Genomic DNA, 14072 nt, shown 5'->3' on the forward strand with positions numbered 1-14072 from the left:
CGGCGCCCCGGGCCCGCTCCGGGGTGCGCTGCGGGGAGACCCGCGCGCCCCTGGCCGAAGACCGCCCGTAGGCCGGCCCCGGCCGTTTCCGGCGGCGGCCCGCCCGCCTCGGGGGCCGGACACCGCCCCCGGCCGGTGCGCCCGCCTACCCCTTCTCCACGACCGTCTCCTCCTGGACGTCCCGGGGCACCCGCCTCGCGGCCGCCTGCCAGGCGCGGGCCAGCTCCGGCGGGTACTTCCGGGCGCTGCGGGTCAGGGTGACCGAGGGGACCAGCTCGACCACGTCGTTGATGTCGAGCCCGGTGGCGCGGACGCCGCTCACCGGGCTCCAGTCCGGGGAGCCGTGCCGCCGGACCCGGGTCCCGTTGCCGCTGAGGTTGCGCACCAGGACGGTGCCGTCCCGCACCGTCGCCTCCAGGTGCGACCTGCTGACCCGGGCCAGCAGGTCACCCGGCAGGTGCCCGTACAGGGCGAGACCGCCCTCCCCGGGAGCGCGCCCCACCGTGACGACGGTGTCCTGCTCCAGGGTGAAGCGCTGCACGCAGGCGCCGTCGACCATCAGCTTCAGCTGGACGATGGGCGGCCGGGGACCGTCGTCGGCCAGTTCCACGCGGTGCGCCTCGCACACCGGACGCATGCCGCGCATCAGCGGCAGCCGCACCCGGGAGCCCCTGTTCCGGTCGTACAGGGAGCAGTCGCGCCTGGGACAGCGCCAGGACCGTTTGAGCACGTGGACCATGGGGGCGCGTTCGCGCCCCTGGAGCAGCCGGTGGGCCTTGAGGTCGGACTCCTCGACCTTGCGGGAGATCTCGGCGGGGCTGCGCACCCCCATGTTCCGCCGCTTCACCGAGACACCGCCCCCGGCCCGGGGGCGCACGCCCAGGAAGTGCTCGGTGTCCCCCTGGATCCACGGGTGCAGTTCCCGGAAGTCCGCGAACCCGTCGTCGGAGACCACCGGCAGACCGGTCACCTCGGCCAGTTCCAGCAGCGGCCCGTCCACATCGGGGAGCTCGACCACCGTCCCGCGGTCGATCCACTCCGCCAGCAGCCGCGGCTCCCGCGGCGAGGGGTACTCCCGGGGCATGTGGCGCAGGCTGCGGTCGGCCAGGGCGTGGACGCGCACCCGCCGGTCGCTGGTGCGCCGGGCCAGCGCCTCGATCACCATGCCCAGGCGGTCGAGCGAGCGGGGGTGCGGTCCGCCGAAGCGGTCGTTGCGCACCACGTTGGACAGGTCCACGAGGGCGTCGGCGCCGTCCGGGGAGGGGGCGAGGTGCGCCTCGATGTCGTCGAGGTTCACGGCATGCTCCAGAGGGTGAAGGTCCCCTGGACCTCGGGCATCTCGTAGTACCCGTCGCCGACGTCGACCAGGTCGGTGATCTCGTACATCGCGAGTTCGCCCTCGCCGGTCACGGTGCACAGGGCCGAGCCCTCCGGAAGGGTCTCCGCGAAGTCCTCGCCTTCGACCTGCCCGGGGAGGGCGTTGGTCTGTGAGGACGACAGGCAGCCCTCGGGGGTGGTGTCGGTGGAGATCCCGAAGGTGGTCTTGAAATCCCACCGGTCCCCGCTGAGCCCGGGGCGGACGAGGATCTCGTCGCGGTCGTGGTCCACGTCGGTGGTGTCGACCTGCGGGACGTCGAGGTCGACCCCGGAGTCCTCGGTCCCGGGCCGGATGGTCAGCGGCTGTGCCTCGACGAGCACTTCGTACTCCGGCTCCGGCTCGGTCTCCGGCGCGGTCGGCCCGGAGGAGCCGGTGTCGTCCGTCTCGTTCCCCCCGGAGGCGGCCACTGCTCCGGGGTCCTCCCCCGTGCCACCGTCCGGACCGTTCAGCAGGGGCCGGACCAGCAGGAAGCCGAGGAGGAGGGCGACGGCCGCGCCGAGGGCGGCCAGGGGGACCGCGACACGACCCGACGGGGACGCGGCCGGGGCGGGGCGGGGCGCGAAGGCACCGGTGTTCCCGAAGGCCGGGGGCGCCCCGTACCCCGGGTGGGCCCCCGGAGCACCGGGCGTGCCGGAGTCTCCGGGGGTGCCGGAGTCTCCGGAGGTGCCGGAGTCTCCGGGGGTGCCATAGGGACCAGTGACATTGGGAGAGCCGGGGGTGCCGTGGGAGTCCGAGGTGCCATAGGGACCAGTGGTGCCGTGAGGACCGGTGGCACTGTGGGAGCCGGGGGCGCCATAGGAGCCCGAGGTGCCGTGGGAGCCGGGCGGTGCGCCGCCCGGGGGGACCTGGGCGGTGGAACCGGTGGGGGACCCCGCCCCGTGTCCGGCCGCGGCCGGGTCGGCGGCCGGGCCCACCGTCGTATCGGCCGGTCCGGAGGGACGTGGGACCCGGGGGCCGGTGTCGACGGTGGGGTCGTCCAGCGGCGGTGGCGGGTCCTCCGCCTCCGCCTGTCGGCGTTCGACCTCGCGGAGCACCGGCTCGGGCAGCCACCCGGCGTGGTCCCCGGGGTCGCGTCCCGAACGGTGGAGGCACAGCGCCGCCAGTTCCTCTGCCCCGGCACGCGCGGAGGGATCGGCGGTCAGGCAGCGCTGGAGCAGGGGCAGGAGTTCGGCGGGGTAGCCGCTCAGGTCCGGGGGGCGCATGTCGGTGTTGGCGATGCGGGTGCTGACGGTCATACCGCCGCCCTCGCCGTAGGGGTGGCGGCCTGTCGCGGCGACGGCGGCGATCAGTCCGAGGGAGAAGAAGTCGCTCTCCGGCCCGACCCGCTCGCCCCGGGCGTGCTCGGGGGACATGTACTGCGGGGTGCCGATGACCCCGCTGCTCAACTGGGTGGCGTCAGCGGCCTTCGCGATGCCGAAGTCGATGACCTTGGGCCCGTCCGAGGCCAGCATGATGTTGCCGGGTTTGAGGTCCCGGTGCACGACCCCGGCCAGGTGGATCGCCTGGAGCGCCCGAGCCGTGCAGCCCACCAGGTGGAACACGTCCGGCAGCGGCAGCGGCCCGTGCGAGCGGAGTGTTTCGAAAAGGGACGTCCCGGCGACGAACTCCGAGGCCAGCCAGGGGGTCTTCCCGGAAACGTCGTGGTCCAGAACGGCGATCAGGTGATAACCGCGCACTTTCCGCGCGGCCCGCACCTCCTGCTCGAAACGCCTGCGGAATTCGGGGTCCCTTCCCAAAGCCCCGCGGATGACCTTGACGGCGACCGGTTGGCCGCCCCGTGTCCGGGAGAGGTAGACCGCGCCCATGCCTCCCTCGCCGAGCCGGGCGAGTAGACGGTACTCGTTGATCTCCCGCGGATCCTCGGGGCCCAGTGGTTCCACTTCCGCCTCCTGCTCTCTCGAGAACAGGGTGATCCCGACCACAGGGCAAAAGTTCCGGGATTCCGGATATCGAAGGCGAGAAGAACGGCCTTCGGCCATTCTGGTTCGGCGGAGACCGCACGGCCGTCTCCGTGAATACGGCCGCCGGATGCCGGGCCGCGCCCCGGCGAATCCCCTGCCGGTCCCGCGCGACCGCCGGCGCCGGTGCCGCGGAACCGGACGGGGCGCCACCCACGGGCCGACTCCCCGGAACGGGCACCCGCGCCGCCCCCTGATCGTTGCCTCCGCACAGGGGCGGCCGCCTCCGAGCCGTGCGTTGAGCCGCCCTCGACACCGACGACCTCGTTCCGGCCCGCACGTCACCGTACGCACATCTCGGGAACCTCTACCTACTCTTACGTAAGAGTAGTATTCTGGTGCCCTGTCGCCCTTCCTCCTCCCCCGGGTGGGACACGCCCGTTCCGGTCGGAGGGGTCGGCCGCCACCGTCGCCGGAGCCCTCCCGACACGATGGGACGTGACCCCCCGTTGGTCCATCGCCACAGCGCCGACCTCGTACTGCTGCAGAGGACGTTCCTCGCCGTGGGCGACGAGCTCGCCGGACGCTACGTCGCCCTGCACGACGGGGCCCGGGACGAGCACGAGAAACAGTGCTGGCTGGACCGGGTGATCGACGTGCGCGAGCAGAAGAGGGCGGTGGGGGCGACCGACCGCGAGGCGCTGAGCCGCTGCATCGGGGAATGGTCCGAGACCCTGAAGGCCCTGCGCTCGCTCGCGCCGTGACCCCCGCCGCGCCCGCGCCGCCGACAGGCGGCCCCGCCCCGGCGGACACCGGCGCACCACCGCCCCGGGGAAACGGAACGGCGGGGGCCGCCGGAACCCCGACGACCCCCGCCCGGTCCGCGAGGCGTGTCAGTGCCCGCCGGTCAGGGTGCCCGACAGCTCCCGGTGCAGCCTGCTGCTGGACTCGTTGAGGCCGGTGACCTCGACCTCGACCCCGTGCCCGCGGAAGTGCTCGCGGACACGGTCCAGGGCCGCGACGGCGGAGGAGTCCCACACGTGGGCGGCGGACATGTCCACCACCACCCTGTCCAGGCCCTGCTCGGTGTAGTCGAACCGGCCGACCAGTTCGCCGCTGGAGGCGAAGAACACCTCGCCGCTGACGGAGTACACCCGGGTGCCGCCGTCGGGGTCCAGGACGCTGGTGACGTCGGCCTGCATCGCGGCCTTGCCGGCGAAGAGCACCATCGACACCACGACCCCGGCGATCACGCCCAGCGCGAGGTTGTGGGTGGCCACGACGACGGCCACCGTGATGACCATGACCAGGGTCTCGCTCCAGGGCATGCGCCTGAGCGTGGCCGGGGCGATGCTGTGCCAGTCGAAGGTCACCGCGGACACGAAGATCATCACCGCGACCAGCGCGGCCATGGGGATCAGTCCGACGATGTCGCCCAACCCCACGCACAGGACCATCAGGAACACGCCCGCCAGGAAGGTGGAGACGCGGGTGCGCGCGCCGGAGGAGACGTTGATCATGGTCTGCCCGATCATCGCGCAGCCGGCCATGCCGCCGAACAGGCCGACGAGGATGTTGGCCATGCCCTGGCCGCGGGCCTCCCGGCCGTGGTCCGAGGAGGTCTCGGTGCGGTCGTCGACGACCTTGGCGGTCATCAGCGACTCCATCAGCCCGACCAGGGCCAGGGTGAGGGAGTAGGGCGCGATGAGGACCAGGGTGTCCAGGGAGAAGGGGACATCCGGGATCAGCGGTACGGGGAGGAAGTCGGGCAGCTCGCCCTCGTCGCCCACGGTCCGGGTGGAGATCCCCATGGTGATCGTGGCGACGGTGAGCACGACGATCGCGACCAGCGGAGCGGGCACGGCCTTGGTCAGGTAGGGCAGGCCGAAGACGATGCCCAGGCCGACGGCGACCATCACGTAGACGGGGATGTCGAAGTCGGCCAGGTAGGGCATCTGGGACAGGAAGATGAGGATGGCCAGGGCGTTGATGAACCCGGTCATCACGCTGGGCGGCACGAACCGCATCAGCTTGGCGACCCCGGCCAGGCCCAGGCCGATCTGGATCAGCCCGGCCAGCAGGGTGGCGGCGATCAGGTGGTCGACGCCGTATTCGATGGACAGGGGCGCGGCGACCAGGGCCATGGCGCCGGTGGCGGCGGAGATCATCGCCGGGCGGCCGCCCAGGAAGGCGATCGAGACCGCCATCACGAAGGACGCGTACAGGCCCACGCGGGGGTCGACCCCCGCGATGAGGGAGAACGCGATGGCCTCGGGGATCAGCGCCAGGGCGACGACGAGCCCGGCGAGCACGTCCGCGCGCAGCTGCGCGGCGGCCGGGATGCGGGACTTCAGCGACCGGGGTTTCTTCACGGGCGGATTCATGGAACCCATCAGGTTTCGGGCAGCCCACAGCGAGGACCGCGGTGTTCGGGTCAGGTGGTCGGCGACGGCGCGGGCCGGCGCGTCCGCGGCTCGCACGACAGCGGAAGGCTCGGGCCCCCGGCCCGGTCCGGCGCTCGTGGCGCCCCGGGCAGGGCTCGTCGCCGCAGACCCGACCGTGCCCCTGAGGCAGGTCGGGAAGCGGTCGGCCGTCCCGCGTTCAGGCGCGGCGAACAGCCTGGACCAAACTTACCCTTACGTTAGGGTTCGAGTCACGTAGAGCGACTGAGGCGACCGTCACAGCGGGAACCCCCGCCGGGCACACCGGGCCGACGACATCGCGCGGGCCGACACCGCGCCCCCGGCACCCGCCCCGGACGGCCGCGGGCACCGTTGCCCCGCGGCCGCGTCCTCACCTGGCCGCGCCGCTCCGCTCCCGCTGCTCGCGCAGCCGCCCGGCGAACTCCTCGGCCATGGCCAACTGGCCGCGCAGCGCCTCGCAGCGGGCGGTGATGGCGGCCTCGAAGGCGTCGAGCCGCTCGCTCAGGGCCTCGCGCTCGCCCTGCTCCGTCCCGGCCGCGTTCAGCCGGTCCAGGGTCTCCAGCAGGTCGCGGGTCTCGTCGAGGCTGAACTCCAGCGGCTTCATCCGCTTGATGAGGTTCAGCCGGTCGACGTCCTCCTGGGTGTAGAGGCGAAAGCCGCCGCGGGAGCGGGCCGAGGGCTCGACCAGGCCGACCTCCCCGTAGTAGCGGATGGTCCGCAGGGACAGGCCCGTCCGCTCGGCGACCTCGCCGATCTGCATGTGACCCGCTTCGGGCATCGCTGTGCTCCTCGTCCTTATTTCTACTCTAACGTCAGAGTCGCCTTTTCGGCGTCGGCCCCGTAGCGGGCAACGCTAGCGCGCCCGCGGACGCGGAGGACGCCGTGCCGCGTCGGGCGGTGCGCCCCCTCCACCCCGGCGGAGGGCGGTGGCGCCGGGGGCGACGCCCCCCGGCCCGCCCCGGAACGCCGGCTCCTCCCCCGGCCTACCATCCCCCCGGCCCGCCCCTGGACCGGTCTCGGGACAGGCCCTGGTCGGCGCCCGTCCCGCCGCGCCCCTCCCGGAGCGGACGGCCGCTCCCCCGGCCCGTCACGCGTGGAGGTCGACCGTGACCAGGTAGGCGTCACCGGGCAGGGCGTCCAAGAGCGTGTTCATGTGGCGCAGGTGCTCACGCAGGGCCCGCCGCGCCTCGTCGTCGCCGGCGTCGGACAGGTGCTCCATGCCGTGCCAGGCCCCGCCCGTGTCGATGAGGGCCCACCCCGGTACCGCGCTCCAACGAGCCTCCTCCACGAACTCCTCCCGGGGAGCGGAGTAGTGGTCGACCGCACAGCCGAGGAAGTGCGTGAGCCCGGCCTCCCTGAGCTCCCGGACGGCGTCCTGGGCGTGGTAGGCCTTCAGGGCGGCCGACCGCTCGGCCTCGGCGATCCTCCACTCCGGCGTCCGGACGTGCGCGGCCGTCGACCCGGGGCACGCCAGTTCGGCCCGTTCCCTGCCCCGCAGGACGAACGCGGAAAGGGGTTCGGTCTCGGGGCGGCGCCGGAGGACGGCGTTGGCGCGATCCCACCGGTCGGCCGCCTTTCGGGCCCGCGCGTCCCGCTGCGCGTCGAGGTCGAGCAGGGACACGGGGGCCGCCGTCACCATGCGGGGATCGCCGTCCTCGGCGGGCAGGATCAGGGAGTGGTCGGGGTCGGTGCACAGGAACCCGTTCTCGAACCGGCCCCCGACCATCCACCAGTCCCACCAGCGGTCGGCCGGGTCCGTATCTCCCCCGGCGTAGACGGGTTCCCCCAGCAGGGGCAGCAGGTCCCGTAGGAGCGCGTCGCCCAGGGCGGTACCCGCCGAGATGTCGGGCGGCTCCGGCAGGGCCACGGTGAGCCGGTAGTGGGACACGTTCGCCTCCAGGTGGTTCCGGTGGGCGGACCGGGATCACACGGACCCCCGACACCGCGGCGCCCCGGAGTCCCACCGCACGATCGGACGGGTGTGGTACGCGCGGAGCAGGATACTCCGGCCCGGCCGCCGATCCGGGCGTACGGGATCTCCTGGTGCCCGCTCACCGAGCTCCTCCCCCGGCTAGGGTCCGGGCATGGACATACGGGTGACGGGCCTCCTGGTGGAGGACGGGAGGGTGCTGCTCCTGGACCAGGACACCGACGGCCCGCGCCGCTGGAGCCTGCCCGGAGGGCGGGTCGAGGAGGGCGAACCGCTACGGGACGCCCTGGTCCGCGAGATGCGCGAGGAGACCGGCCTGGAGGTCGAGGTGGACCGGCTCCTGTACGTGTGCGACCACATCGCCCCCGACACGGGCCTGCACGTCGTCCACATGACCTTCGAGGTACGGCGCACCGGGGGCACGCTCGGGGAGGTCGCCAGGGGGCTGGACACCCGGCCGATCCGCGGCGTGGAATTCGTGGGAACCGGTGACCTGACCGGCCTGGGCTTCAGTGAGCGGTTCGCCCGGCTGGTCGAGGACGGGTTCCCCGGGGCGGGCTCCTACATGGGCCCCAAGTCGGCCATCGGCCTGTGACCGGGCTTCGGCCGCGGACCGGCTCCGCGGGTCTCCGGGTACGGCCGCCGACCGCCCTGTACCCGCCGGCGCGGCCGGTCCAGAATGCCGTCATGGCCGAAGACGACGAGACCGGCGGGGAACCGCGCTCATTCCTGACCTGCGCGGCGGAAGTGGCCCGGCTGCTGGGTGTCGAAGACGAGGACGTCCCCGGCGAGCCCGACCACCGGCACGCCCGCCGCCTCGCCCTCAGGGTGCGCAAGCCCCTGCTCGAACGGGCGGGCCTGCCCGAGGAACTGTTCGCCCCGCTGATGGCGGCGGCCGTGTACGACCCGGACCCCAGCTTCTGCCGCTGGTTCGTGGAACCGGCCGTCTACGCCTTCGGACGCCGCCGTGTGATGGCGGCGCTGGTCGACCGCCTGCGGTTCGGCACGGACACCGAGCGGGCGGGCGCCGTGCGGGCCTGGTACAGCGCCCACGTTCCCCTGCGCGCGGACCGTTCCCCCGCGTACGGGCCCGACGGCGTACGCGATCCTGCCCTGGACGAGACGCGGGACGTCGAGCACTCCTGGCTGGAGGTCTCGATGCGGCTGTTCGCCGAGACCGCCGACCTGCGGATGCGCCACCGCGTCCTGCTGGACCTGCCCACCTCCCGCACGGCGTACCCGCCCCGCCTGCACGGACTCCTGGAGAGCACACGCGCGACCGCCCGGGCCCACCCCGACCCCCACATCCGCGGCTGGGCCGCCGCGGCGGACCGCGACGAGGCCTGAGGGCCCCGACGACCGCCGGGGAGGGCCGGCCCGCGCCGACCGGCGGGGACCGCCGCGACGGGCCCCCGCCGGAGGGCACGACGCGGCCGCCCCCGCGCGGCGAGGGTCAGGCCAGGGCCGCGTGGACGAGCTCCACGCAGGCGGGGGCATCGGTCGCCAGACCCTGGTGGTCGCCTGGGAAGGTGAGCGGCTCGACGCCGAGCCGCTCGGCCAGCACCCGCGAGGAGAGGACGGGGACGCCCTCGCCCGAGGCCTTCCCAATGCCGACGGTGACGGGGACCGGGCCGGAGCGCAGCGCCGCGACGTCGGGGGTGAAGCGCAGCACCGGCAGCAGGACGTGGGACAGGAAGTGGTCGAGGTTCCCCTGGATACGGCCCATCATCTCCAGCGCCTCGGGCGGCATCTGCGAGGGGTCGGGCATCGCGGGAGGCGCGCTGTCGGGGCCGTCCACGGTGGTGATGAACTCGCCCATCGCCGCACCCGCGCCGTGGGCGAGGTAGGTCTCGTGCACGTGCCGGAACACCGTCCGCCAGTGGTCGCGGTCGGACAGCAGCTCGGGGAGCGGCGGCTCGTGCACCACCAGGGCGCGGACCTGTTCGGGGTGGCGGGCGGCCAGCTCCAGGGCGGTGAGCGCGCCGCCGCTGTTGCCCAGCACGTAGGCCGGACCGTCGCCCAGGGCGGTGATCAGGCGGTGGGCGTCCTCGCCGAAGACCGTGACGTCCGTGTCGGCGGGCGGTCCGGTGAGGGTGCTGCGCGACAGGCCGCGCTGGTCATAGGTGACGACGGTGTAGCGGTCGGCCAGGCAGGCCGCCAGCCCGGCCAGCGCTCCGGCGTCGGCGGGCGCGCCGGGGATCATCAGCAGCAGCGGCCCGGTCCCCCGGACCTCGTAGTGCAGGCTCGCACCGGGGACCTGGAGGGTGCCGGTCCGGCCCTGGGTCTGGATGTCGTTCATCGGTGTCTTCCTTCTGGGTTCTCGGCTGGGGGGGGAGGGTCAGGCGGCACGGTAGGTCAGGTCGAGCACGCCGTTGGGCAGGACGGCCGACCGGATCAGGTCCAAGGGCACGGGGGCGGCGCCCTCGGGGAAGAGGCGCCGTCCGGTGCCGACCACCAGGGGGTGGACCAGCAGGCGCAGCTCGTCCAGGAGGCCGGCCCCGAGCAGGGCGCGCACCAGGCTGATGCTCCCCGCCACCGTGACCGTGCCGCCGGGCCGCTCCGCGAGCTCCTTCACTGCGGCGAGCACATTGCCCCCGATGAGTTCCGCGCCCGCCCAGTCGACCCCGGTGAGGGTGGTGGAGGCCACCAGCTTGCGGATGCCGTTGATCGCCTCGGCCATCTCCCCGCTCTGGTGCGGCCACACGGCGGCGAAGGCCTCGTAGGTGGCCCTCCCCAGCAGCAGGGTGTCGGCCTCGGCGTACATCCCGCCCACCGCCGCCTGCATCTCCGCGCTCAGGTAGGGGAAGTGCCACGTCTCGGGTGCCTCCACCACACCGTCCAGCGAGACGAACAGCCCTGCCGCGATCTTGCGCGCCGCCATGCGCCCAACTCCTCACAACTCCTCTGTGGATCGACCGTCCGGTCGAGCACGAAAGCAAGCTTGTCTTTTGCAAGCACACTTTGTCAAGCGAAGTTCGATGTAGAGTGTGAGGCATGGCGATTCGTAGCTACGGACAGTTCTGCGGCCTGGCCCGCGCGCTGGAGACGGTCGGCGAACGCTGGACGCTGCTGATCGTCCGCAACCTGCTGTCGGGGCCCCAGCGCTACACCGACCTGCGCAAAGGCCTGCCGTCCATCCCGACCAACATCCTGTCGGCGCGCCTCAAACAGCTCGAGGAGGCGGACGTGGTCACCCGCCGCGCGCTGCCCCACCCCGAGCGCGCCGTCGTCTACGAGCTCACCGAGTACGGGCGCGAACTCGAACCGGCGCTGATCGCGCTCGGCCGCTGGGGCGCCTCCACGATGACCGGGCCCCGCGCCGGCGAGGTCGTCACCGCCGAGTCGGTGGCCATGGCCTTCCGCACCACCTACCGGCCGGAAGCCGCCGGGAAGGCCACCGTCGGCTACGAGGTCCGCATGGGCGACTTCACCATCCGCCTACAGATCAACGAAGGGGTCCTGACCGCCGCCATCGGGCCGCACCCGTCCCCGGACCTCGTCATCGAGAGGGTCTCCGAACAGGGGATCCACGCCATGATGACCGGCGCCAGGACCCCGGAGCAGGCACTGGCCGACGGCAGCGTGCGCGTGGAGGGCGACACCGCCCTCCTCCCGGGCTTCGTGGAGACCTTCCGCTTCTGACCCGGCCCACGCCGACACCCCGGCCACCCCGGAGCGGCCCCGCACTCCAGGCTTCCCCACGGGCTCCCCGCCCCCGGAAACGACGAAAGGCGCCCCTCCCAGAAGAGGAACGCCCAGGTGGAAAGGGGTAGGGCCCAAGGACTCGCCCCCTCACCCACGGATCAAAAGTCCGCTCCCGTCGTGCCGATATGCCCCACCATGCCCCGATATATCCCCCATCGCCCCGCAGCGCCGACACCACACAGGCCCACCCGGCACCACCGGCTCCCCAGCACCGGAGCAACCGCCCCACCTCCCGAGCCACGGACCGAACCCGTTGGGTTTCCAGCCCGCGCCGACGCCTCCATCGCACCTGGCCCGGAACAGTGTGCTCACGAAGTGAAACCACCCAAGGGGCATGACCACCGGAAGCGGATCAGGCCGTAGCGGCGAGTCCGACGAGGTGCCGGGCCGTGCCGACAGGATCGCTGATCTGGTGGAGGTGCGTTCCGGGCAGGTGCGCCGAACGCCAACCGCGTTCGCGTGCCTCGGCGGCAAGACCTGCATACGGGGGGCTGAACAGCAGGTACGAACAAGGGTGGTCGTCCCAGCCCTCGGGAACAGGGATGTTCTGCTCGTAGTAGGACAGCGGAAGGGTGGGTTGCTCCTCGACGACCGTTCGCCGCACCTTCGGGTTCGGGAACAAGGAGGCGACCTCTGCCTCGTCCCACCAATCGGTCCAGCGCGGAAGCCTGCCGTTCATGGCCATCGGGCGGAGGAACTCCAACAACCGTGGTGGGGCGACGGGGGTCGGCCCGGATCGGGCCGGCAGCGCGGCATCAACGAAGACAGAACCGACCACTGGCCGGTCGAGGCCCGAACGTATCAGCGGAAGGAACAAGCCCGCGTTGCTGTGCGCGACCAATACGAGAGGGCTGGCGGCCGGAACCTGCCGGAGGTCGTCGCGGACGGCGCTGACGATACGGGGCCAGAACGGGGGAGCGCCGGCGCCTATGTCCAGCAGGGAAGGCAACCGCACCGGGTATCCCGTCGCCGTCAGGCATTCGGCCACGGGGCGCCAGGTCGAAGGACCTACGGACGGGCTGTGCACGAGAACGAAGGTCGGCTGCATACAACGATCTTGGCGCCCATACCACGGTAGGCGCGAGGGTCTCGGCTGATGGCAGAACGCCGCCGGCCGAGCGCCTAACGTCGGCGGGCGGGCAAGACGTGCACATGGCCCGCGGCAGTTATTTTCACTGGGGCGCCCTCCCCCGTCGTTCGACGGAGGAGGGCGTCGCGGGTCAGGCCGAGGTGTTCCCTTGGCGGGTGGGCAAGGCGATCATGTACGGGCCGCCGGCCACCCTGCCGTCGAGGGAGCGCCAAGCGGTGGCCCACCTCTGGAAGTCCTCCTGGGTTCCGCCGAGCGAGACGACGAAGGCGTTGAGGAGGGTGTAGGAGGGCAGCCGGTCGGTACGTTTGAGCGCCTCGCAGAACCCCGCCGCAGATCCGGCGCCCATCCTGCGGGCCATCTCCCGGAAGGAAGGCTTGCCCGCCCAGTGGCGGTAGCGGCGCATGGCCTCGACGAACTCCTCCACGGTCTTGGCTTCGAGGGGGTCGGGCTTGAAGCGGTAACCGGGCACGTCCTCGGGCGCGGCACCGGCGAGACGGCGCCTGGGGCGGGGCCGGCGGATGCTCCCCGCGTTCTGAGCGGCGGTCTCGTCGTGCGAGTACCCGTGCACCACCACACTGAGGGACTCGTGGATGGGAACGACCTGGACTTCTCCCCACAGGGTGCCGTCGGGGGCCATGCGGATGTTGCGGGGCAGGGCCCCGTCCCTGACGGCGAACCGGTTGCAGCGGACCTGGTGGCGGACGGAGTACGTCATCGCGACTCCTTGGCCAGGATGCGGTGCGCGACCTCGCCCGCCAGGGCGAGTCCGGCCACAGCCACCAGCAGGGCGGTGGCCAGGTCCTGGCCCTGCAGGTGCAGGACCAGGGCGAGAACGATCACGACGATCACGAGCACAACGCGGCCCGTGACCGCGTCAAGGGTGAAGACAGCAGTCATGGAAATTCCTCGTCATAGGAAACAAAGGACCAGATCGGCTGGATGGTCACAGGGCCCTATAAAGCGCCCGACTGCGGCTGTAGTTCTGGAGACGCCGCAAGCGGGTAGGGATGCGACCGAGGAACCGTAAACGGGAAAGTACCCCATGCCGGAGACGGTCGCCACGCACACATCAGGATTTTGTACCATCTGACCTACATGCCCCCTAAAGTCACGATTGTTAATATTTGTGACTCCATCCCATCGCTACCGGCCAGTAGCGTTCAGAAATGTTCAGAACCGTTGCCGCGATGCACTGAAGCCATGTTGTGACGTTCCCGATCTTTGAAACCAGCCCTTCCGGGTAGAAAGATCACCACGTCGACCCGAGGCCGCTGCGCCGGTTTCGGTCGACCGAATTCCCGTCTTAGGGAATACGGAAACGCTTGAGGGCTCGGCTGGATGCCCAGGGCGCGGGACTGGAGACCTCGCACCCCGGGAGACGGGACCTCAGGTGGGCCTCGTCTCGATACGAAGGCCACGCGTTCCAGACTTGTTCTGGACACGACACGGAGTCCCGGCCACCTCGCAGGTGGCCGGGACTCCGTCATTCATGTGTTCTCCTGCCTCAACGCCACACGAGCCGAGGGACGGAGAAACACCCCCGTTGTGGCCACAACAGCCGCTCTGCCGTCAGCCTTCTCCGCCCTACAGGGATTGCCGACAGACCGATGCGGTCTGTCCTCTTACAGCCCGGCTCCCCATGACCCGC

At 72.1% G+C, this 14072-nt stretch carries 14 protein-coding genes; 4 read left to right on the forward strand and 10 right to left on the reverse strand.

Annotation, left to right across the window (positions count from 1 at the left end):
• Positions 1-145 precede the first annotated feature (145 nt).
• Both K1J57_RS07105 and K1J57_RS07110 read right to left on the reverse strand, forming a co-directional pair.
• Positions 146-1297, reverse strand: coding sequence for an FHA domain-containing protein (locus K1J57_RS07105; RefSeq protein WP_220563667.1), 1152 nt, complete (start codon positions 1295-1297; stop codon positions 146-148).
• Positions 1294-3258 carry a serine/threonine-protein kinase gene (locus K1J57_RS07110; protein WP_220563668.1) on the reverse strand — a complete coding sequence of 655 codons (1965 nt, stop codon included), beginning with the start codon at positions 3256-3258 and terminating at the stop codon, positions 1294-1296. Before K1J57_RS07110 ends, K1J57_RS07105 begins: the two co-directional genes overlap by 4 nt.
• A 527-nt stretch (positions 3259-3785) precedes the next feature.
• Here K1J57_RS07110 and K1J57_RS07115 point away from each other — a divergent pair.
• Complete coding sequence (locus K1J57_RS07115; RefSeq protein ID WP_220563669.1) at positions 3786-4040, forward strand: hypothetical protein; 255 nt, start codon at positions 3786-3788, stop codon at positions 4038-4040.
• Between the two features lie 129 nt (positions 4041-4169).
• Here K1J57_RS07115 and K1J57_RS07120 read toward each other — a convergent pair whose 3' ends face one another.
• From K1J57_RS07120 to K1J57_RS07130, 3 genes are all read right to left on the reverse strand, one after another.
• Positions 4170-5669 carry a SulP family inorganic anion transporter gene (locus K1J57_RS07120; protein ID WP_220563670.1) on the reverse strand — a complete coding sequence of 500 codons (1500 nt, stop codon included), beginning with the start codon at positions 5667-5669 and terminating at the stop codon, positions 4170-4172.
• Between the two features lie 400 nt (positions 5670-6069).
• On the reverse strand, positions 6070-6477 hold the full coding sequence (locus K1J57_RS07125; RefSeq protein WP_220563671.1) for a MerR family transcriptional regulator: 408 nt from the start codon (positions 6475-6477) through the stop codon (positions 6070-6072).
• 309 nt (positions 6478-6786) lie between these two features.
• On the reverse strand, positions 6787-7587 hold the full coding sequence (locus tag K1J57_RS07130) for a hypothetical protein (protein ID WP_220563672.1): 801 nt from the start codon (positions 7585-7587) through the stop codon (positions 6787-6789).
• A 196-nt stretch (positions 7588-7783) separates the two neighbouring features.
• Here K1J57_RS07130 and K1J57_RS07135 point away from each other — a divergent pair, with 196 nt between their 5' ends.
• The gene (locus K1J57_RS07135) at positions 7784-8224 is read left to right on the forward strand and encodes an NUDIX domain-containing protein (protein WP_277615495.1); all 441 of its coding nucleotides are present in this window, start codon (positions 7784-7786) and stop codon (positions 8222-8224) included.
• A gap of 92 nt (positions 8225-8316) precedes the next feature.
• A complete protein-coding gene (locus K1J57_RS07140) occupies positions 8317-8976 on the forward strand; it encodes a hypothetical protein (protein ID WP_220563673.1) in 660 nt (219 codons plus the stop codon).
• 106 nt (positions 8977-9082) lie between these two features.
• On the opposite strand, the gene K1J57_RS07145 is transcribed toward K1J57_RS07140, so the two are convergent.
• The gene (locus K1J57_RS07145; RefSeq protein WP_220563674.1) at positions 9083-9928 is read right to left on the reverse strand and encodes an alpha/beta fold hydrolase; all 846 of its coding nucleotides are present in this window, start codon (positions 9926-9928) and stop codon (positions 9083-9085) included.
• Positions 9929-9967: 39 nt separating this feature from the next.
• Positions 9968-10510, reverse strand: a complete 543-nt coding sequence (locus tag K1J57_RS07150; RefSeq protein WP_220563675.1) for a dihydrofolate reductase family protein — start codon at positions 10508-10510, stop codon at positions 9968-9970.
• A 113-nt stretch (positions 10511-10623) separates the two neighbouring features.
• Between K1J57_RS07150 and K1J57_RS07155 the strand changes: the two genes are divergently transcribed.
• Complete coding sequence (locus K1J57_RS07155) at positions 10624-11271, forward strand: helix-turn-helix domain-containing protein (RefSeq protein WP_255646872.1); 648 nt, start codon at positions 10624-10626, stop codon at positions 11269-11271.
• A gap of 415 nt (positions 11272-11686) precedes the next feature.
• On the opposite strand, the gene K1J57_RS07160 is transcribed toward K1J57_RS07155, so the two are convergent.
• The 3 genes from K1J57_RS07160 to K1J57_RS07170 form a co-directional block, all read right to left on the reverse strand.
• Positions 11687-12382: an alpha/beta hydrolase gene (locus tag K1J57_RS07160; protein WP_220563676.1), complete on the reverse strand. Its 696-nt coding sequence runs from the start codon at positions 12380-12382 to the stop codon at positions 11687-11689.
• 172 nt (positions 12383-12554) lie between these two features.
• Positions 12555-13139 (reverse strand): hypothetical protein, encoded by a 585-nt coding sequence (locus tag K1J57_RS07165; protein ID WP_220563677.1) that lies wholly within the window; start codon positions 13137-13139, stop codon positions 12555-12557.
• A complete protein-coding gene (locus K1J57_RS07170; protein WP_220563678.1) occupies positions 13136-13321 on the reverse strand; it encodes a hypothetical protein in 186 nt (61 codons plus the stop codon). Before K1J57_RS07170 ends, K1J57_RS07165 begins: the two co-directional genes overlap by 4 nt.
• Between the last annotated feature and the right edge of the window lie 751 nt (positions 13322-14072).

The sequence above is a fragment of the Nocardiopsis sp. MT53 genome (assembly GCF_019598965.1).
Lineage (GTDB): Bacteria > Actinomycetota > Actinomycetes > Streptosporangiales > Streptosporangiaceae > Nocardiopsis > Nocardiopsis changdeensis.